Origin of the sequence: Desulfurivibrio dismutans (assembly GCF_029210385.1) — a bacterium.
Classification (GTDB): Bacteria; Desulfobacterota; Desulfobulbia; order Desulfobulbales; family Desulfurivibrionaceae; genus Desulfurivibrio; species Desulfurivibrio dismutans.
Map to the genome: position 1 here is coordinate 144,230 of NZ_JARGDQ010000005.1, position 19,302 is coordinate 163,531.

The following is a 19,302-nucleotide window of genomic DNA, read 5'->3' on the forward strand; positions in this document are numbered from 1 at the left end:
AAGCCTTGGCTGACCAGTCACAACTCAGCCCTGTTCCTGGCGTTTCTTGAGGTACTGGTAGGCCTCATTGATTTCTTTCATCTTTTCTTCCGCCACTTTTTTGAACTCCTCACCCAGATGGTTGACCTTGTCCGGGTGGTACTGCTTGCTCAAGTTGCGGTAGGCGCTTTTGACCTGTTCAAAATCGGCGCCTGGTTCCAAGCCCAGGGCTTGGTAATAGCGGGCTTCCTGGTCGGCATAGCGGAAGCTGCCGGGGGTGCTGCCGGGGCGGCCGCCGGCCTGATAGCGGGCCCGGATCGCCTGGTGGTCGTAGGGGCTGATCTCCAGGAAGTCGGCGATTTGCTGCAGAGTCTGTAACTCCCGCGGGGAGACCTCCTTGACGTACATCACCCGGTAGATCAGCTCCAGCAGGATCAGGCGGGGTTCGTAGCCGAAGCGGCGGCGGAACTCGTTCAGCAGGTCGTTCAGAGTCAGTTGCGAGGCCATGGCCTCCTTGATCAGCCCCTTGACCCAGAGCATCTGCTGGTGGTTGTAGCGCAACTGAGTACGGAAAAAATCGCTGATAGCGGCGGTTTCTGCCCGGCTTACCTCACCGTCCAACTGAGCGATCCGAATCAGGATATGGACCAGCAGGTAAACAAAAAGGTTGTGGCTTTCGGTTTGGGACTGTTCGTAGAGCCGGATCTTGCGGCGGACGTACCAGGTGAAGGACCACAGGGCACCGATGGCGCCCAGCAACACGATACCCAGGCCCAGCAGCAGAGCACCAACCAAGTTGAACAACAGCGGAGCGCCGCCCAGCAGCAGCACCGTCAGGGCCAGCAGCAGCAGACAGCCGCCGCAACCAGGCCCGCCGGGAGGGCGGCGTTGATAGATAATCATGATTGTTCGGGCCTGTTGCCGTTCTCCCCGGCAGCAGCCTTGATCGGCCCGTTTTTCGCCTGATCCCGGGCAAAGAGCGCCTTGACGAACTCGCGGGGGTCGAAATCGCGCAGGTCTTCCATCTGTTCGCCGATACCGACAAAGCGGATGGGAATATTGAACTCCCGGCAGATATTGACCACGATTCCGCCCCGGGAAGTGCCGTCCAGTTTGGTCAAAGCAATACCGCTGACCTCCACCGCCTCATGAAACAGCCTGGCCTGGGAGATCCCGTTCTGGCCGGTGGTGGCGTCGATGACCAGCATCACCTCGTGGGGGGCCCCGGGGATCTTCTGGTTCATCACCCGTTTGATCTTGCGTAGCTCTTCCATCAAGTTGACTTTGGTGTGCAGCCGGCCGGCGGTGTCGACGATGATCACATCGAAATCCCGGGGGCGGGCGTAGTCGAAGGCGTCGTAGATCACTGAAGATGGATCGGCTCCCTGCTGCTGGGCGATCACCTCGGCATCCACCCGCTTGCCCCAGGCCTGGAGCTGTTCAATGGCGGCGGCCCGAAAGGTGTCTGCGGCTACCATTAGTACCTTCTGGCCGGACTTTTTAAACTTGTGGGCCAGTTTGCCGATGGTGGTGGTCTTGCCCACCCCGTTGACCCCCAAAACCATAATCACAAACGGGCCGCTGGCCGGCATTACCAGTTCAGCCGGCCGGTCGACCCGAACCAGGTGCTCCTGCAGCAGTTGCTCAAGAATTGCTTCAAGCGCCCTGGGATCGCTCAACTCGTCCCGTTTAACCCGTTCCCTGGCCTTTTCCAGCAGTTCGTTGGTGGTGGCGGCGCCGAGATCGGCGGTGATCAGAATCTCTTCCAGGTCATCAAACAGTTCGGCGTCGATAGCCTTTTTGCCCAGGAAGAGTTCGTCCATACGATTGACCAGGCTTTCCCGGGTTCGGCTCAGGCCCTGGCGCAGACGGTCGAAAAAGCCGGTGGCGGTGGTGGCCGGCCGGGATTCTGGTGGGGGAGCTGCCGCATCGGGAGCCTGTTCAACGGGGCCAGGGGGGTGACCGTTTTCACTCGCCGCCGCCGGGGGGGCGATGGCGGTTTGCTCTTCAGAGCGATATTGGCCTTCCTGTTCGGTTGGTCGGGGCGTGGCTTCCGTATCCGGCCTGTCGGTCTCCCGCCGCAATTTTTTCTTAAACCAGCTCAGCATTGCCGTTGTTTCCTTGTCGCTAATACGATCCGCATAATTTGATGAAGTCGCAAAAAGTTCATCCAGTTTAGATTGACTCCAGAGCCGTTACCACCTGGCGGATGATCCAGGCCGGGGTCGAGGCCCCGGCGGTCACCCCTGCGCACTGGAATTTTTTCAGCTTCTCGGGTTCCAGTTCATCTTCGGTTTCCACCAGGAAGACCGGGCAGTTAAGGCCGTGGGCGATTTCAGCCAGTCGCTTGGTGTTGGCGCTGTTGCGCCCCCCCACCACCACCAGGGTATCGATCTCCTGGCACATCTTCCTCACTTCGTCCTGACGCTTGTGGGTTGAGTCACAAATGGTATTGAATACCTTGCCTCCGGGAAAGCGTTCCAGAATGGCCTCGGTGATTTCCCGGAAGACCTTCTCGTCCTGGGTGGTCTGGCTGACGACGATGTAGGGATGATCGAGCTTCAGTTCATCGAGATCGGTCAGCCGGCTGACCACAATCCCCGCCGCCCCGGCGTGTCCCATCAGGCCTTCAACTTCGGCGTGATCGCGGTCGCCGACAATCACCGTAGTATAGCCTTCCTTCTGGTACTTGTCGATAATTGCCTGCACCTTGACCACCCGGGGGCAGGTGGCGTCTTCCACCACCACCCCGCCTTCTTCCAAACGGCGTTTGCGTTCCGGTGGCACCCCGTGGGCCCTGATCACCACCGTACCTTTGGTGTCGGCCGGGACTTCTTCCATTACTTTAACCCCCTTTTCTTCCAGCATCTCCAGAACCTGCGGGTTGTGAATCAGGGGGCCGAAAGTGCTGATGGGGCCTTGTCGGCTGTCCACCAGTTTCAGGGTGGTTTCAACCGCCCGCCGGACCCCCATGCAGAAGCCGGCGTGTCGGGCCAGAACAACTTTCATTCTGGTTCCTCCATTTGGATTTAGGGACAGAACGGCAATCTGTCTCGCAGTAGTAAAAAACAAAGGTCGGCGGCATGGTTGCATGCTCGGCCGACAGGGTTTACGGCGGGGGATGGTTTATCCGTGGTGTTGGTTGCAGCGGCGACAGTCGAAGTTATGGTCCAGAAACTCACATTCCGCCGGCGACAGGTCGAAGCGGATTTCCGCCTCCCGCAGCAAGGTCAGGCGATTACGATCCGGCTCGGCGGCCAGGCACTCACCAACCCAGGCCAGGGCCCGGCGCATTTTTTCGCCGGGGGGCTGAATATTTCGGCCGTCGCTCATGGTTCCTCCTTCAGCTTGAAGATAACGCCCCCCAAAGGTGGAACCTTGACCAGCAGGTGTTCCGGGGCCTGACCGCAGGGCTGGTTGATGCTGTTCAGCGGTTCAGGGTTGTTCACTCCGCTGCCGCCCGCTCCGGCCAGATCCGAGTTCAAGACTTCCCGGTAGCGGCCGCCCCGGGGTACGCCTAGTTTATAGTTGTAGTGCACCTGCGGGGTGAAATTCAGCAGGCAAACCACGAACTCTTTACGGTCTTCGGTGAAACGGGCAAAGCTGATGATGGAGTTGTCGACATCGTTGAAGTCCAGCCACTGAAAACCCGCCGGAGAGAAATCGTCGTCCCACAGGGCCGGGGTTTGGCGGTAAAAATGGTTCAACTCCCGGACAAACTGCTGCAGCTGCCGGTGTTTTTCGCCCTCTTCCACCAGGTGCCAGTCCAGGCTCACCTTGCAGTACCATTCGGACAGTTGGCCGAACTCACCGCCCATGAAGAGCAGCTTCTTGCCGGGATGGGTCCAGTGGAAAAACAGCAACAGGCGCAGGTTGGCAAAACGCTGCCAGTTGTCGCCGGGCATTTTGTTGAGCAGCGAACGCTTGCCGTGGACCACCTCATCGTGGGAAAGAGGCAGAATGAAATTTTCACTGAAGGCATACAGCAGGGAAAAGGTCAGGGCGCCGTGGTGATATTTGCGAAACAGGGGGTCATGCTGGAAGTAGCTTAAGGTATCGTTCATCCAGCCCATGTTCCACTTGTAGCCGAACCCCAGCCCCCCCCAGTTGGCCGGCTTGGAAACCCCGAAGTAGCTGGTGGATTCCTCGGCGATCATCATGATGTCCGGGTGACGGTCATAGACGATGCTGTTGAGATGTTTGAGAAACTCGATGGCCTCAATGTTTTCTCGGCCGCCATACTCGTTGGTCAGCCATTCCCCGTCCTGGCGGCCGTAGTCCATGTACAGCATGGAGGCCACCGCATCCACCCGCAGGCCGTCGATATGATAGCGCTCGAACCAGAACAGGGCGTTGGCGATCAGGAAGTTGGCCACCTCGGCCCGGCTGTAGTTGAACACCAGGGTGCCCCATTCCTGGTGGGCGCCTTTGCGGGGGTCTTCATGTTCGTAAAGGCAGGTGCCGTCAAAACGGCTCAGCCCGTGGCCGTCGGTGGGAAAGTGCGAGGGAACCCAGTCCAGAATCACCCCGATGCCGTGGCGGTGACATTCGTTGACCAGGTAGGAGAAATCATCGGGGGTGCCAAAGCGGCTGGTTACCGCGTAAAAACCGATCACCTGGTATCCCCAGGACTCATCCAGCGGATGCTCGGCAACCGGCAAAAACTCCACGTGGGTAAAACCCATCTCCAGCAGATATGGAATCAGGGCGTCGGCGATTTCCCGGTATGAGAGAAAGCGGGAGGGGTCTGACGGATCCCGCCGCCAGGAGCCCAGATGCATTTCATAAATGGACATGGGCTGGCGGTAGGTTGAAATTTTACGCCGCCGGGCCAGCCACTCATCATCGCTCCACGAGAAATTGCCGGTGTCCCAGACCACCGAAGCACTTTTGGGGCGCACTTCGCTGAGAAACTGGCAAGGATCGGTCTTTTCCAGAATGTCGCCGCCAGCAGTGCGGATCTCGAACTTGTATGGTTCGCCTACCCCCACGTGGGGAAGGAACAGCTCCCAGATGCCGGAACCTGCCAGCACCCGCATCTGGTGCAGGCGCCCGTCCCAGAAATTGAAATTGCCCAGCACACTGATCCGCCTGGCGTTGGGGGCCCAGACCCGAAAGATGGTGCCTGGTACTCCGTCGATGGTGACCGGGTGCGCGCCCAGCTTGTCGTAAAGCTGATAGTGGGTGCCGTTGTTGATCAGGTAGCGGTCAAAATCGCTCAACTGTGGCCAGAAGCGGTAGGGGTCTTCAAACTGGTGGCTGGCACCGTCGGAATAATGGGCCTCCAACTGGTAGGGAAAAAACTCCCGGCAGCCGGGCAGGGTGAATTCAAAGATACCTTCCTCGCGGACCTTGTACATCTCCCGGCGTTCCCCTTGGATCAGCAGAAAAACCTGGTTGGCGGCGGGCTGGAAGCAGCGCACCACCGCCGCCGGCGTTTCGTCGTAGAGCAGGTGAAACCCCAGAACCTGAAACGGGTCGTGGTGGTCTGAGTTGATGATCCGGGTAAAATCAGCGTGCAAGGGGTGGGTCATGATTGGCTTAACTCGGTTGGAAAGTTTATGGCGGTAGGGCCGGCAATTTAGTGAATTTACGGTTGTGGTGCTTGTTCGTTGTAGCACAGGTTGGTCATGGCTGACAAGCAAAGATCTTGTTCCTCGCAGCGCCGACAAGAGCCTTTTTTACAATTGATTTTGCCATATCCATCAGGTAGGCTCATGTTCAGCGGTAGCTTCAGTTGTCGGCCGGTAACCGGCTTAATTGCTGTATCTTTGCCAAGGGTCATTGCCATCGTGGACAGCCTGCAAGGTCAGTTTTTGATCGCCACTCCCCAGATGTCCGACCCCCGTTTCATGGAAACGGTCATTTTTCTCTGTGCCCACAACGATGAAGGGGCCATGGGGCTGATCGTCAATCAGCCGCTCAAAGATGTGCAACTGGAAGATATTTTCCGGAATGCGGAGATTCCTTTGCCGGAGCGTCCGCTGGGGCCCGTTTACCTGGGTGGTCCGGTGGAGACCAGTCATGTGTTTGTGATCTATTCGACTGATTATCAGCTCGACAATCAACTCCAGGTAAGCCCCTCCGTCTCGTTAACCCGTGACCCGCGCCTTTTTTATGATCTGGCCGGCGGTTTCGGGCCGGGAAACTACCTGGTGACCCTGGGGTACTCCGGCTGGGGGCCCGGGCAACTGGAGGCCGAGTTGAGCGTTGACGGCTGGCTGGTACTGCCGGCCCGTGATGAAATCATCTTTGCCACCGCCGATCATCGCAAATGGCGACAGGCCGCTCTGGTGCATGGAGTCGATATCGGCCTGTTCGGCGGGGTCAGCGGTTCGGCCTGATCGCCGTTTTTCCTGCACCTTCTCCTGTCCTTTCTTGTGCCATCTTTTGGTAGCTGTCCGGTAAGCACCCCGTCTTGCGGCGATCAGGTCGGCTTGAGTACCTGATGTTAAGCTACGCCGACTTAGCTTACCGCAACCTGGGGCGCTGCTGGATGGTTACGTGCCGGAATGAGCTGGATAGTTACATCTTTTTTACCTTGCAACGCTTGTGGTTTGTTGCCGAAAAAAAACTTGCTGACCATGCCGATCATGTTTACGGTGGCTCCCGAAAATCTGTTGGCAAATAACACGATTTCTTAAACCAACCCTAGAACAGCGGGAGGAAATAGCGTGGAAGAACAAAGCATCGCCCAGCGCCGATCCTGGATCCAGATAAACCCCCCGGTCTTTATTCTGTCCGCCGTGCTAACGGTGGCTTTTGTCACTTTTGCCATGGTTGCCACCGAAACCGCAGGCGCCCTCTTTGATGCCACCCAGAGCTGGATAACCGAGTCCGCCGGCTGGTTTTACGTGCTGGCGGTGGCCGGTTTCCTGGTTTTTGTGATCGGCCTGGCGGTTTCCGGACATGGCCGGGTCAAGCTGGGCAGCGACCACAGCGAGCCCGACTACAGCTACTGGTCCTGGTTCGCCATGCTCTTTTCCGCCGGGATGGGGATTGGGCTGATGTTTTTCGGGGTGGCCGAGCCGGTGATGCACTATGTCAGTCCGCCGGTGGGTGATGCCGAAACCGCTGAGGCGGCCAAACAGGCCATGCGGATCACTTTTTTCCACTGGGGGGTGCATGCCTGGGCCATTTACGCGGTGGTGGCCTTGTCGCTGGCCTACTTTTCCTTCCGTCAGGGCCTGCCCTTGACCATTCGCTCCTCCTTCTACCCTTTGATCGGCGACCGGATTTACGGCCCCATCGGCCACGCGGTCGATGTCTTCGCAGTGCTGGGCACCATCTTCGGGGTGGCGACCTCGCTGGGGTTCGGGGTAATCCAGATCAACTCCGGTCTGAACTATCTTTTTTCGGTGCCCACCACGGTGGGGGTGCAGGTGCTCCTGATCGCGGTGATCACCGCCATTGCCACCCTGTCGGTGGCCCTGGGGCTGGATGCCGGCATCCGCCGACTGTCTCTGCTCAACATGATTCTGGCCGCCGCTCTGCTGGCTTTTGTACTGATAGCCGGCCCTACGGTTTTTCTGCTGCAAACTCTGGTGCAGAACACCGGCATGTATATCTCCTCCCTGTTTGAGATGACTTTCAACCTCTATGCCTATGAACCCACCGACTGGATCGGCGGCTGGACCCTGTTCTACTGGGGCTGGTGGATCGCCTGGGCTCCCTTTGTGGGGATGTTTATCGCCCGGGTCTCCAAGGGGCGCACCATCCGCGAGTTCGTGGTGGGGGTGTTGCTGGTGCCGGTTGGCTTCACCTTCATGTGGATGACCTTTTTCGGCGACACTGCCCTGCATATGATCATGATCCAGGGCATCGGCGCCCTGGCCGAGGCGGTGGCGGCGGATACCTCGGTGGCCCTGTTCCAGTTTTTCGAGCACCTGCCGCTTTCTTCCCTTACCGCCCTGATCGCCACTCTGCTGGTTATCACTTTTTTTGTTACCTCTTCGGACTCCGGTTCCCTGGTAGTGGATATCCTGACCTCCGGCGGGGCCAAAGAAGAATCGCCGGTCTGGCAGCGGATTTTTTGGGCCCTGGTGGAAGGGGTGGTGGCCGCAGCTTTGTTGCTGGCTGGCGGCCTGGCGGCCCTGCAGACCGCCACCATCGCCAGTGCCTTGCCCTTCACCGCGATCATGATCCTTATGGCCTGGGGCCTGTTGCGCGCCCTGCGCATTGAAGAGATCAAGCGGGTCAGCCTGCGGGATGCCCGGGTCATGCCCCGCGGCCCCCATGCCGCCTTGAGTTGGAAACAGCGTTTGCGTACCCTGATTCACCAGCCCCGCAAGCGGGAGGTGCTGGAGTTCCTGACTTCGGTGGTCAAACCGGCCCTGCATGAAGTGGCCGAGGAGTTGCGCAAACAGAAGCTTGACGCCCGGGTGGAGGAAGGCGAGGACGGCCGGGTTTGGGTCGAGGTCCGGCATGCCGCCGAAGATGATGTGGATTTCTTTTATTCGGTACGGCCCCGGCCCTATGAAGCGCCGACCCTGGTCATGCGTGATACCCGCGCCAGTCGGGCGGAAGCCTTGAAATACTACCGGGCCGAGGTGCATCTGCTGGAAGGGGGGCAGGATTACGACATCATGGGCTGGAGCAAAGAGTACGTTATCAGTGACGTGCTGGAGCAGTATGAACGGCATGTCCATTTCCTGCAGGCCGTACGGTAAATGAATAAATAAAGGCCGGCGGTCGCCGCCACGGCGCGGCGTCATGGCCACGATCAACAGAGGAGATGATAACAATGTGGAAAAATCCGGTTAAACGAAGCGGCGGCCTGCTGGTCGCCGGCATCATGACGGCGGGGATGCTGGTCCCGGCCTCGGCCGCCGGCTCCATTGAATTCGGGCCGCTGACCCTGGGCGGCGCCATGCGGGTTAACTATACCATCGGCGACTATGAGCCGGAGATCGGATCCCCCTCCCGGGCCGAGGGTGATGGCGGCAACTTCGTGCTTGATACCTTCCGGCTCAACCTGGATTATACCCGGGATGAGTGGAGGGGCAAGGTCGAGTACCGTTTCTACGACGGTTATCATTTCCTGCACACCGGCTGGCTGGGTTACAACTTTGCCGATGAAAGCCAGTTGCAGGTGGGGGTCAATCGGGTACCCTTTGGCCCCGGACCTTATGGGGTGTCCCAGAGCTGGATGTTCGATCAGCACTACTATGTGGGCCTGGCTGATGACATGGATATGGGTATCAAATATACCCGTACCTACCCGGACTGGACCGTGGATGTTGCCTATTACTACGGTGATGAAGGGTCTTATGCCGGCAGCAACACCAAGGCCGCCCGCTACTCTTATGACGTGGTCAACGGTGATGGTGACGGTTATGAAGAGCGCAATCAGTTCAACGCCCGGACCATTTACAGTCTGACCACCGCCGCCGGGATCGGGATGGACATTGGCGCCTCATTGCAATACGGCGAGTTGAAGAGCAAGGGCCCCCAGAGCGACGGCGATCACTACGCCGGTTCGCTGCATGCCGTGACCAAGTGGCAAAACTGGACTCTGGCGACCCAGTTGACCTACTACAAATATGACGTGGACGAGGATCAGCCCTTGGGCACCGACACTTTAGTGCAGATGGGAGCCCACGATTATTACACTTTGGTGGCGGCCGAGGCCTGGATTCCGGCGGTATCGTTAAGATATTACCTGGAAACGCCGCAACTGGACTGGCTGGATTACCTGGTGCCCTACATCGAATACAGCTCACTGATGAAAACCGAGAGCGGCTTCAATGACAGTGAAATGCTGGTTGTGGGGGCGGCATGGGCCCGTGGTAACTGGTACAGCTACACCGATCTGGCCTACTCCAACGGCAACGATTTTGTCGGCAACACTTCCGGGTGGGAGCGTTTCGGGGGAAATCCCGATGACAAATGGGAGTATCGCTTCAATATCAACTTCGGCTACTACTTTTAAGCTCCCGGCGGCAGGATGACAACGCACCAACTGCGATGGTTGTGAGCACGCCATGGGCAGGTACTCGCCGTGTTGCGGCCTGGACGGTTGCCGCAGTCCCCCCACACCCCCTGGTTCACAACCGACGGTTTTGCAGCATGCCATGAGTACCCTGTGCCCGCCTCAGCTCTTTGGTTCTTCGTTCTGTTGTTGCAGATGGATGGACTCCAGCAACTCCGGCGAGATCCGGGCCTTGATCTTTTTCACCGCCGCCCGGACCTGCTGGGTGGGGCAATGGGGAATGGTGCTCTCGCTCTGGTCGGCATAGCTTTCCAGCAGCAGTTTTTTACCTTTGTCGGTGAGCTGGAAACGGTGGGTCCAGTTGATTTCCAGGGTTTCGGGGGTTTCCTCGATTTCCACGCTTACGGCTTCACCTTCCCGGGCCACCTGGACGGCGTCCATTTCGGTTACTTCCAGTACCCAGGCGTCACCCGCTTCGGTGGTGAATAGTACAAAAACCCCCAGGGATTTAAACCGTATCTGCTTTTCGACGGCGGCTTCCTGCAGGGCCTTGATCTCGCCGGTCAGCGAGGGTGGCTGGCTGGCCGGCGCCGGGGTGCGTCCGGCCAGGCGTTGCTGCTCCAGGCAGCACTTCTTGAATTTTTTGCCGCTGCCGCAGGGGCAGGGGTCGTTACGGCCGATTTTGCTCATGATTGCAACTCTCCTTGTCTGTTGGTCAATCGATACGGATTATTCTTTCCTGGTCGCAGTAGTAGTGGACCAGGGCGTTGAAAATGTCGTCCCGGCCAGTGTAGATCTGATTGTTGGGGCTTAAAATCTGTTCCACCGCCTCGGCAAAACCGTCAACCCCCACCACGTATTCATGGATATAATCCCGGTTGTTGGGGCAGCGGTCGGTGAGCAGGGTGTCAAGATAGCGATTGACGTTGGCCCAGTAGACGTGGTTGTTGCGAAAATGGGCGTTGTCCCGGCGGGCCTCGTCAATCTTGCGGTCCATCATCTTTTGCAGGCGCTGGGTGAAAATATGACGGTAGATCTCGCCGGTCACCTTGACCGGACCTTCGCTGGCCATCCCTACACTTTTGAAGCCGCCGGTATTGGTGGTAAACAGCACCATCATGGTCAGGTTTTCCTCCTGGTGTCGGCTGCGGTCCCGCTGGGGGTTGAAGTGGCTGATAAACAGCGATGAGCGGCCCTGGGGCGCGGTGCCGGTCTTGCCGGAAACCAGGTTGCGGAAGTAGGGAAAATTGTCCCGCATGGCCGCGCCGGTGCCTCGGTTGACCACCTCATGCAGGATCTTAAGGCTCGCCTCCCGTTCTCGCCGGGCGTCGAAAAGCGGTAAGGGGCGTAAAGCCGGGTCTTCGGCGCGTTGGTAAATCACCCGGTCGTTGACCGTGATTCGGCTCACAAAAGCCGGCTGACGATAATATCCGTCCAGAAAGGCGCTGTAAACCGCCAGCCACTGCTGTACCGGCAGGTCGGAAGCGCCGATGCCGAAAGGCCAGTAGCGGGCGTCCTCCCGATTGTACTCCAGCCCTACCCGGTCAAAAGCGCTAAGCATGGCATTTTGTACCAGGCGGTTGGTGTAGAGCCGGGCAAAGATGGTGTTGACCGACAGCACCTGGGCGTCGGTAAGGCTGTATTGCCGGCCGTGATAACGGTTGTTGCCGCTGCCGCGCCGGTCGTAATCATACCAGTTGCGGGGCAGCCATATCTGGCGGCCTTCTTCTTCGACGTATTTGAATTCCACCGGTTCATCGGCAAAGGTGTGTTCCGGCCGGACATCGGCAGCCACCATGGCGTAGTAACCGACCACCGGCTTGATGGTCGAGGAAGGCGCCACGGTGGCCCGGCGGTTCATCAGGTCGATGATCACCGGACGCGGCTGGTCGGCGGCCTGGTGGTCGGCGGCGATCAGGTTGGCGGCTCCCTCGGCGCCGGCAAATTCCTTGCCGCCCACATAAGAGACGATTTCACCGTGCTGATTGATGGCGATAATGCCGATATTGACGTGTCGTTCAAGTTGCCGCATGAAGCCGGTAAAATCTTCAAATGGGGCCTCGCGGGGCTGATCTTCGTAGCGTTCCAGTTCCCGCCGCCACAGGTTGCGGTTGCTTCGGCGCAGGACATCGCGATATTCCTCCGAGGCCAGAAACTCGGTGATGACCTTTTTGGCGTTTTCGGTAAAATTAAGATCAATGGCCGTTTCGATTACCACATCTCCCGGTTCGTCCAGCAGCAGTTGGCTGCCGCTTACCTCCCGGCCGTTGATCCGGTAGGTGCGGGAAGTTACCTCCCGGATGACGTTCCACGAGGTCCATTCCTCTTCTCCGTACAGGGGCGAGCGAAAGTCCCGGAAACCGATGTTGCGGATCGATTCTTCATCATGCAGACGCCACTGGCGGTATTCCCGGTCGCTGATTTCTCCCAGGCGGTGCAGGTGGCCAAGGGCCAGGTTGGTCTTGTTGACGGCGGCCCGGGCGTGGGCGGCCAGGTTGGGGTCCAGCTCGTCGAAATTCTGGCCGCCAACGATCCGGTAAAAGGCGACTTGGCGGAAATGATTGGGAATGAAGGCGCCGATGGCCACCAGTTGCTGGTAATTAAGCTCTGCCAGCTCTTTGCGGAAATAGCTTTCGGCGGCGGCCGGCAGGCCGTAAATATTGGCCCCCACCGGAACCGTATTGATATAGAAATCCAGGTTCTGCTCCTTGCCGAAACGGGCCACCATCATGTAGGCCAGGATAACCTCCTCCAGCTTGTTGGCCACCGTCCGCTCGGTGTTGCCCAGGATCTTTTTGGCGTTCTGCATCACCACGGTACTGGCGCCGCGAGGATTGCCGGCCAGGGTATCGCGTACCGCCCCGGCCAGGTTGAACCAGCTGACCCCGGGGTGCACCAGAAAGGCGTTGACGTACCAGGGATAAGCCTCATGGGGCAGAAAATAGTGATCCTCGCAGGCCATGATGGCTTTTTGGGCCCGTTTTGGTACCTCCATGGTCACCTGGCGGCGGCCGTAAGATTTGATGATGTTGCCGTGGCGGTCGATAATCCGGGCCGAGTGGGCGTAACTTTCCAGGCTGGCCGGCAGGCGGGCGATGGGGGCGGTGTCGTAAACGGCGCGGGCGGCCAGAATTTCCACAATGTGCTGGGTGGGGCCGGGGATATAATTGATGGCCAGCAGGGCCAGCAGGGTCAGCGCCACCCAGCGGACGATGCGGGGCAGCCAGAAGAAGGTGGCGAACATCAGCCGGTTGAAGGGATTGCGCCAGGGGTAGGCAAGATTGATGGTCCCGCCCTGTTTGCGCAGTTCCTGGTAGTGGCGGTAGCGTTCCACCAGGCTGTTGCTGCGCCGCAACTTCTTGTCCATGTCCTTCTCGCTCAAACCTTGCCGGATGGCATCCTCGGAAAAGGTGTGCTTGAAGGCCTTGTATTTGACCGCCTGTTCCCGAGGGTCACGCCGTCGTGAATTCTGCCGGCCGTCGGCGGCAGGTTGCTTGGCGGTGCCGGTGGGCTTTTGTTCTTGGGGATCGCTCACGATATTATCGTACTACCAGTACGACTGCTCCATACAAGGATTACGGGTAACCGCAGCCGGAGGACGAGCCGGCACCGGTCAGATTGATTTTTGAGAACCTGGTTGTAACTATCAAGCCCATTCCGACAGGTAACCATCCAGCAGCGCCCCAGGTTGCGGTAAGCTAAGTCGGCGTAGCGTACACCAGGCACTCAAGCCGACCTGATCGCCGCTTTCGGGGGCACTGATGAACAGTTACACCTGGTTAACATATCGGCAAACGGCTGCTGGGTGTGAATATAACCGACCCGGGTTGCGCCAGGCAAAACAAAAGACGGCACAACGGCGGAAAAAGTTCTCAGGTGCCGCCGGGGAATGCCGATATACTATGACATAAGGCAACCGCCACAAATAAAACAAACTTTCAGCCGCAACCTGTGGGCAGGAACGATAACCTTGGATTCAGGTGTAATGAGCAAAGCAGCCCCCCAGCAGAACACGCAGAATGCTGCTCCGCAGGCGTCGTCGGCGGTCTTTCGCTGTCCGGCCTGTAATTTTAAACGGGAGGTGGCCGGCCGGCATGCCGGTAAAACAGTTCCGTGCCCGCGGTGCAAGACAAGGGGGCAGGTGCGGGCGGTAACGCCGGGTCTGTCGGTTAACCCGTCCCCCCCGGGAGGCCCGCAAAAATGGCGGCGTTTTCGCCCCGGGCGGGGCGCGGTGGCGGTGGGCGTGCTGCTGCTGGTGGGGGCGGCAGCCCTGGCCGGATATCTTTTGGGTGATGGGAGCAAGCAGCCCTTGGCCTCCCGGCTGCCTTTCGCCACCATGATGATTCCGGCTCCGCCCTCGGCGCCGGCGGTGCTTGACGACCTTGAAGCCCGGGAACAGATCGCCATGAGTCGCGTGCAGCAGGCCCTGGCCGGTGATCGCAACCTGCAGGGCCAAGACCTCAGTACCCTGAATCTGGCCGGGCTCGATCTGCGAGGGGTGAATTTTGCCGACAGCCGGTTACATGGAGTCAACCTGCAGGGGGCCAACCTGCGAGGGGCCAACTTCAGCGGGGCGGACTTGATGCACGCCGATCTCAGTGAGGCGGATCTGCGGGAGGCCCGGCTGGTGGACGCCAACCTGGTCCGGGCCAACCTGGCTCTGGCCGACTTGGGCGGGGCGGATCTGCGCCGGGCGGATCTTTCCCGGGCCAACTTCAGTCAGGCTCGTTTACGGCAGGCGGATCTGCGACAGGTGCTGTTCAGCGAAAGCGATTTTCGCCATGTTGATGCGCGCCGGGCCGATTTTCGCGAGGCGACTTTCCGGCAGGCCAATTTCAGCGGCGCCGATCTTTCCCGGGCCGCCTTCAACGACACCGATCTCACCGGCGGAGTTTTCCAACAGGTCAACCTGGCCGGGGCGGCTCTGGAGGGCGCCGATTTGAGTCGGCTGGCTCTGGCCGGGGTTAAAATGGTCAAAGCCAATCTCAGCAAGGCCAATCTGTACGGGGCGGATTTGCGTGGGGTGGATATGAGTGACGCCAGCCTGGTGGAGGCCGACCTCAGTGCTGCCGACCTTGCCGGCGCCCGACTGGATAAAGCGGTTTTTGCCGGCGGCACCCTGCATGGTGCTCGGTTGCTGTCTGCAGTGGCTCACAACGCCGATTTTCGGGCCGCCAATTTAACCCGGGTGGCGGCCCAGAAGGGGGATTTCAGCCAGGCTGATTTCACCGGGGCCAACCTCACCGCTGCGGTCTTCAGCGAGGCGGTAATGGCCGGAGCAAAGTTGCTGGAGGCCAACTTGACCACGGCCAATCTGGATGGGGCCGATCTCACCGCACGGACTTCCATGATCCGGGCCAATCTTACCAACGCTTCCCTGCAAAAAGCCGACTTACAGGGGGCTGATCTGAGCAATGCGATTGTCACCGGGGCGGTGTTTCGCGAGGCCAATCTTCGCCGGGTGCGGTTGAGTCATGCTTCATTGCAGCGGACCGACTTTTCCTGGGCCACCATCGTTGATGCCGACCTGAGTAACACCGACCTGCGGGAAGCCAACCTGACCGGGGTCAACCTCGGCGCCGGAGCCACGGTGCTGCAGAGTCTGCGGAGCGCGGTCTCCTTTGGCGGCCGGATGATCCGTTATGATCTGCGCAACGCCAACCTGGTCAACGCCAACCTGCGCGATGCCGACCTGGCCGATGCTGACTTGAGCAACGCCGATCTGCGCCAGGCCAACCTGCAGCGAGCCAACCTCAGTCGTTCCGATCTGCGCTGGGTCAACCTGACCGACGCCGATTTGTCCGGGGCGATCTTAAGCGGCGCCAGCCTCAACGATGCCGATTTTAATCGGACTGTCTTTGCCGAGACCAACCTCACCAAGGCCAGCCTCTTTAACGTCAAAAATCTCGATAAAGCGAGAATGCTGGATCAGGCTAAGGGATATGAGCCGGGGCCGGCCGGGGAAGATTCACAGCGTGAGCAGTCGGTGGCGTTGACCGCCCTGGCGCTGGAAGAGGAAGCGACCGGCAGCGGGGATGGCCGACCGGTGAAGATATGGGGAGTGGATATTGAAGGCGCCGGGATGGTCGCCGAACAGTACCAGGGGATGAGCGAACTGGGCCGGGTGATCGGTGAGTCCAGCAACATCGAGGCGGCTCTGTTGCGCCGCCAGTTGTTCGCCACGGCGCCGGACAGCATCCCCGGCCGACCGGGGGTCACCTTCGGGGCCCTGTTCGCGGTCAATTTCATCCCCGCCGACCAGCCGCTGGAGATGGAAATCCGCTGGTTCGGGCCCGACGGCCGCCAGGTGGCCTCCCAGCAGCAGACGGTGCATAATGCCCGCCGGCAACTGATCTCGTATACCATCCCGCCGGAAGCCGGTAACGTCAACGGTATCTGGAAAATCCGTTTCTACTACGAAGGCCGGGCCATCGGCGAACAGGAACTGACGGTGGCCCCGCCCACCGGCCGCCGATCATAAATTTGTGTCGCCGGTTACGATGACTTCACATGAAGTCATCAACGTGCCCATGGACGGATTTTTTGCGACGCCGGCAATAAGCGGGGTGGTCGTAAACCGTTCACCAAGGCCAACAAAATATTGATTTAACGGGCTGTCAGATCACTCGGCCGTTAATCAGCCGATGGCCTGCAGCCGCCGGCGGTTTTCCCGGATGGTGTTCAGGGTGGCCAGCAGTTCGGCCTCTTTGGCCTGTTCCTTGGCCACCACCTCCGGCGGGGCCTTGGCCATGAATTTTTCATTGCCGAGCTTGCCCTGGATGCGTTGCAGTTCCTGGTTGAGCTTCTTTTCTTCCTTGTCCAGCTTGGCGCATTCGGCGGCCACGTTCACCAGGCCGGCCAGCGGCACGAAAATTTCCAGCTCGGGCAGGATGTGGGTGGCGGTACCTTCCGGCCGCCGGCCTTGGGTGATGATCTCCAGGCTGTCGCTGCGGGTCAGGCCCTTAATGGCCCCTGCCAGTTCCTGCAGGGTTGCGACCCTGTTTGCCTCGGTGCAGATGATGCCGACCTTGATGGTAGCCGAGGGGTGCAGCAGGTAGGTACTGCGGATGTTGCGGATGCCGCCCACCACCTCCATCAGCAGTTCGGCCTGGGCTTCGGCCGCGTCATCCTGCCGGGCCGGGTCGGCCACCGGGAAGGGTTCCACCATGATGGAAGAGCGCGCTCCCGGCAGGGCATGCCAGATCTCCTCGGTGACAAAGGGGATCATGGGGTGGAGAATCTTCAGGATATCCTCCAGCACCCGCAGCAGGACCGCCCGGCTGTGCGCCTTGACCGCCTGGTCGTCTCCGTACAGCTCGGGCTTGATCCACTCCAGGTACCAGTCGCAGAACTCCTTCCAGACAAACTGGTAGGCGACATTGGCGGCATCGTTGAAGCGGTAGTCATCCAGCGCCCGGCTTACCTCGTCGGCCACCTTACCGGCCCGGCTCAAAATCCAGCGGTGGGGCAGGGACAGTTCGTCGGTTGGGCTGGCGACCTCATTCACTTGTGCCGGTGATTGCTCCCGGGATAAGCGGTCGCCAGGCGCCGCAAGGTGCGGTTCCTGGTGATCGCTTATCTGCATCAGGGTGAAACGGGCGGCGTTCCACAGTTTGTTGATGAAGTGGCGGTAGCCCTCGATGCGTTCCTCGGCCAGTTTGATGTCCCGGCCCTGGGCGGCGAAGGCGGCCATGGTGAAGCGCAGGGCGTCGGTGCCGTACTTATCCATCAACTCCAGGGGGTCCAGCACGTTGCCCTTGGACTTGCTCATCTTCTTGCCGTGCTTGTCCCGCACCAGGGCGTGCAGATAGACATCCCGGAAGGGTACTTGGTCCATGAAATGCAGGCCCATCATCATCATCCGGGCCACCCAGAAAAAGAGGATGTCGAAGCTGGTGATCAGCACACTGGTGGGGTAGAACATCTGCAGTTCCTTGGTTTGCTCCGGCCAGCCCAAAGTGGAAAAAGGCCACAGGGCCGAGGAGAACCAGGTGTCCAGCACGTCGTCTTCCTGGCGCAGATTGTCGGAGTTGCACTGGGGGCAGAGATCCGGATCACTTTCTTCGACGATCAGCTCCCCGCAGGACTCGCAGGTCCAGGCGGGAATGCGGTGGCCCCACCAGATCTGGCGGGAAATGCACCAGTCGCGGATGTTGTCCATCCACTCGTAAAAGGTGTTGTGCCACATCTTGGGCAGCAGGTTGATCTCGCCTTCGCGCACGGCGCTGGTGGCCCGCGCCGCCAGGGGCTTGACCGCCACGAACCACTGGCGGGACAAAGCCGGTTCCACCACCGTCTGGCAGCGGTAGCATTGGCCTACCCCGTGCTGGTAGTCCTCGATTTTTTCCAGCAGCCCGGCGGCTTCCAGGTCGGCGACAATCTTTTTGCGGCAGGCAAAGCGATCCAGCCCGGCATAGGCGCCGGCCTCCTCGTTCATCACCCCGTGGTCGTCCATCACCTTCAGTACCGGCAGTTCGTGGCGGCGGCCGATTTCGAAGTCGTTGAGGTCGTGGGCCGGGGTTACCTTGAGCGCCCCGGAACCGAAATCCTTTTCCACATGGGTGTCGTAAACGATGGGGATCTTGCGGTTGACCAGCGGCAGGATCACCGCCGCCTCCTTAAGGTCGCGATAACGCTCGTCGCCGGGATGCACCGCCACCGCCGTGTCCCCCAGCATGGTCTCCGGGCGGGTGGTGGCCACCACCAGGTGGCCGCTGCCGTCAGCCAGGGGGTAGCGGATATGGTAGAGCGCCCCGGCGGTCTCCTCGTGTTCCACCTCCACGTCGGCCAGGGCGGTGTGGCAGCGGGGGCACCAGTTGATGATGTAGTTGCCCCGGTAGATCAACCCTTCCTTGTAAAGGCGGACAAAGACCGCGCGTACGGCTTTGGACAGCCCCTCGTCCATGGTGAAGCGTTCCCGGTCCCAGTCGCAGGAGCAGCCCAGCCGTTTGAGCTGGTTGATGATCTGGCCGCCGGATTCCTCCTTCCACTGCCAGACCCGCTCGATGAACTTATCCCGGCCCATCTCCTGGCGGCTGACCCCCTTGGCGGCCAGTTGCCGCTCCACCACGTTCTGGGTGGCAATGCCGGCATGGTCGGTGCCCGGCAGCCAGAGCACGTTGTAGCCCTGCATGCGGCGGTAGCGCACCAGGATGTCCTGCAGGGTGTTGTTCAGGGCATGGCCCACATGCAGCACCCCGGTAACGTTGGGGGGCGGAATGACAATGGAAAATGAGGGCCGGGACTCATCCATGGTGGCCCGGAAATTTTTGTGTTCAAGCCAGTTCCGGTACCAGCGGTCTTCCACCTCGCGAAATTCGTAGGCCTTGGGAAGCTGTTGGGACGGGTTGGCGGCTGGCTTGGCGTCGGGGTTGGCGGCAGATTGGCTCATG

General features: G+C 59.8%; 13 protein-coding genes. 4 read left to right on the forward strand and 9 right to left on the reverse strand.

Annotated features, from left to right (window positions below; translation table 11 throughout):
- Positions 1–24: 24 nt before the first annotated feature.
- The 5 genes from P0N66_RS07460 to glgB form a co-directional block, all read right to left on the reverse strand.
- Positions 25–882, reverse strand: a complete 858-nt coding sequence (locus P0N66_RS07460; protein ID WP_275803905.1) for a DnaJ domain-containing protein — start codon at positions 880–882, stop codon at positions 25–27.
- Positions 879–2,087 carry a signal recognition particle-docking protein FtsY gene (ftsY, locus tag P0N66_RS07465; protein WP_275803907.1) on the reverse strand — a complete coding sequence of 403 codons (1,209 nt, stop codon included), beginning with the start codon at positions 2,085–2,087 and terminating at the stop codon, positions 879–881. The genes P0N66_RS07460 and ftsY overlap by 4 nt, the downstream gene beginning before the upstream one ends.
- A 67-nt stretch (positions 2,088–2,154) precedes the next feature.
- Positions 2,155–2,988, reverse strand: coding sequence for a 4-hydroxy-3-methylbut-2-enyl diphosphate reductase (gene ispH / locus P0N66_RS07470; RefSeq protein WP_275803909.1), 834 nt, complete (start codon positions 2,986–2,988; stop codon positions 2,155–2,157).
- Between the two features lie 117 nt (positions 2,989–3,105).
- Positions 3,106–3,312, reverse strand: coding sequence for a hypothetical protein (locus P0N66_RS07475; RefSeq protein WP_275803911.1), 207 nt, complete (start codon positions 3,310–3,312; stop codon positions 3,106–3,108).
- Positions 3,309–5,513, reverse strand: a complete 2,205-nt coding sequence (gene glgB / locus P0N66_RS07480) for a 1,4-alpha-glucan branching protein GlgB (RefSeq protein WP_275803912.1) — start codon at positions 5,511–5,513, stop codon at positions 3,309–3,311. The genes P0N66_RS07475 and glgB overlap by 4 nt, the downstream gene beginning before the upstream one ends.
- A 258-nt stretch (positions 5,514–5,771) precedes the next feature.
- On the opposite strand from glgB, the gene P0N66_RS07485 reads away from it, so the two are divergent.
- Positions 5,772–6,323, forward strand: coding sequence for a YqgE/AlgH family protein (locus P0N66_RS07485; RefSeq protein ID WP_275803913.1), 552 nt, complete (start codon positions 5,772–5,774; stop codon positions 6,321–6,323).
- A gap of 122 nt (positions 6,324–6,445) precedes the next feature.
- On the opposite strand, the gene P0N66_RS07490 is transcribed toward P0N66_RS07485, so the two are convergent.
- Positions 6,446–6,574, reverse strand: a complete 129-nt coding sequence (locus P0N66_RS07490) for a hypothetical protein (RefSeq protein ID WP_275803915.1) — start codon at positions 6,572–6,574, stop codon at positions 6,446–6,448.
- Positions 6,575–6,653: 79 nt separating this feature from the next.
- Here P0N66_RS07490 and P0N66_RS07495 point away from each other — a divergent pair, with 79 nt between their 5' ends.
- The gene (locus P0N66_RS07495) at positions 6,654–8,648 is read left to right on the forward strand and encodes a BCCT family transporter (RefSeq protein WP_275803917.1); all 1,995 of its coding nucleotides are present in this window, start codon (positions 6,654–6,656) and stop codon (positions 8,646–8,648) included.
- Positions 8,649–8,722: 74 nt separating this feature from the next.
- Positions 8,723–9,910, forward strand: coding sequence for a hypothetical protein (locus P0N66_RS07500; protein WP_275803919.1), 1,188 nt, complete (start codon positions 8,723–8,725; stop codon positions 9,908–9,910).
- A gap of 162 nt (positions 9,911–10,072) precedes the next feature.
- Here P0N66_RS07500 and P0N66_RS07505 read toward each other — a convergent pair whose 3' ends face one another.
- Together P0N66_RS07505 and P0N66_RS07510 are read right to left on the reverse strand one after the other, a co-directional pair.
- A complete protein-coding gene (locus P0N66_RS07505; protein WP_275803921.1) occupies positions 10,073–10,600 on the reverse strand; it encodes an SEC-C metal-binding domain-containing protein in 528 nt (175 codons plus the stop codon).
- A gap of 25 nt (positions 10,601–10,625) precedes the next feature.
- Entirely contained in the window at positions 10,626–13,445 is a 2,820-nt protein-coding gene (locus P0N66_RS07510; RefSeq protein WP_275803923.1) for a transglycosylase domain-containing protein, read from the reverse strand.
- A gap of 450 nt (positions 13,446–13,895) precedes the next feature.
- Here P0N66_RS07510 and P0N66_RS07515 point away from each other — a divergent pair, with 450 nt between their 5' ends.
- Positions 13,896–16,391, forward strand: coding sequence for a pentapeptide repeat-containing protein (locus tag P0N66_RS07515; RefSeq protein ID WP_275803925.1), 2,496 nt, complete (start codon positions 13,896–13,898; stop codon positions 16,389–16,391).
- Between the two features lie 156 nt (positions 16,392–16,547).
- Here the strand turns inward: P0N66_RS07515 and P0N66_RS07520 are convergent, their stop codons facing one another.
- Positions 16,548–19,301 (reverse strand): valine--tRNA ligase, encoded by a 2,754-nt coding sequence (locus P0N66_RS07520; protein ID WP_275803927.1) that lies wholly within the window; start codon positions 19,299–19,301, stop codon positions 16,548–16,550.
- Position 19,302 lies beyond the last annotated feature (1 nt).

Excerpts from the sequence above, each read along its gene's own strand:
- P0N66_RS07460 (WP_275803905.1), bottom strand. The coding sequence starts at position 882 with ATGATTATCTATCAACGCCGCCCTCCCGGCGGGCCTGGTTGCGGCGGC.
- ftsY (WP_275803907.1), bottom strand. The coding sequence starts at position 2,087 with ATGCTGAGCTGGTTTAAGAAAAAATTGCGGCGGGAGACCGACAGGCCG.
- ispH (WP_275803909.1), bottom strand. The coding sequence starts at position 2,988 with ATGAAAGTTGTTCTGGCCCGACACGCCGGCTTCTGCATGGGGGTCCGG.
- P0N66_RS07475 (WP_275803911.1), bottom strand. The coding sequence starts at position 3,312 with ATGAGCGACGGCCGAAATATTCAGCCCCCCGGCGAAAAAATGCGCCGG.
- glgB (WP_275803912.1), bottom strand. The coding sequence starts at position 5,513 with ATGACCCACCCCTTGCACGCTGATTTTACCCGGATCATCAACTCAGAC.
- P0N66_RS07490 (WP_275803915.1), bottom strand. The coding sequence starts at position 6,574 with ATGATCGGCATGGTCAGCAAGTTTTTTTTCGGCAACAAACCACAAGCG.
- P0N66_RS07500 (WP_275803919.1), top strand. The coding sequence starts at position 8,723 with ATGTGGAAAAATCCGGTTAAACGAAGCGGCGGCCTGCTGGTCGCCGGC.
- P0N66_RS07505 (WP_275803921.1), bottom strand. The coding sequence starts at position 10,600 with ATGAGCAAAATCGGCCGTAACGACCCCTGCCCCTGCGGCAGCGGCAAA.
- P0N66_RS07515 (WP_275803925.1), top strand. The coding sequence starts at position 13,896 with ATGAGCAAAGCAGCCCCCCAGCAGAACACGCAGAATGCTGCTCCGCAG.
- P0N66_RS07520 (WP_275803927.1), bottom strand. The coding sequence starts at position 19,301 with ATGAGCCAATCTGCCGCCAACCCCGACGCCAAGCCAGCCGCCAACCCG.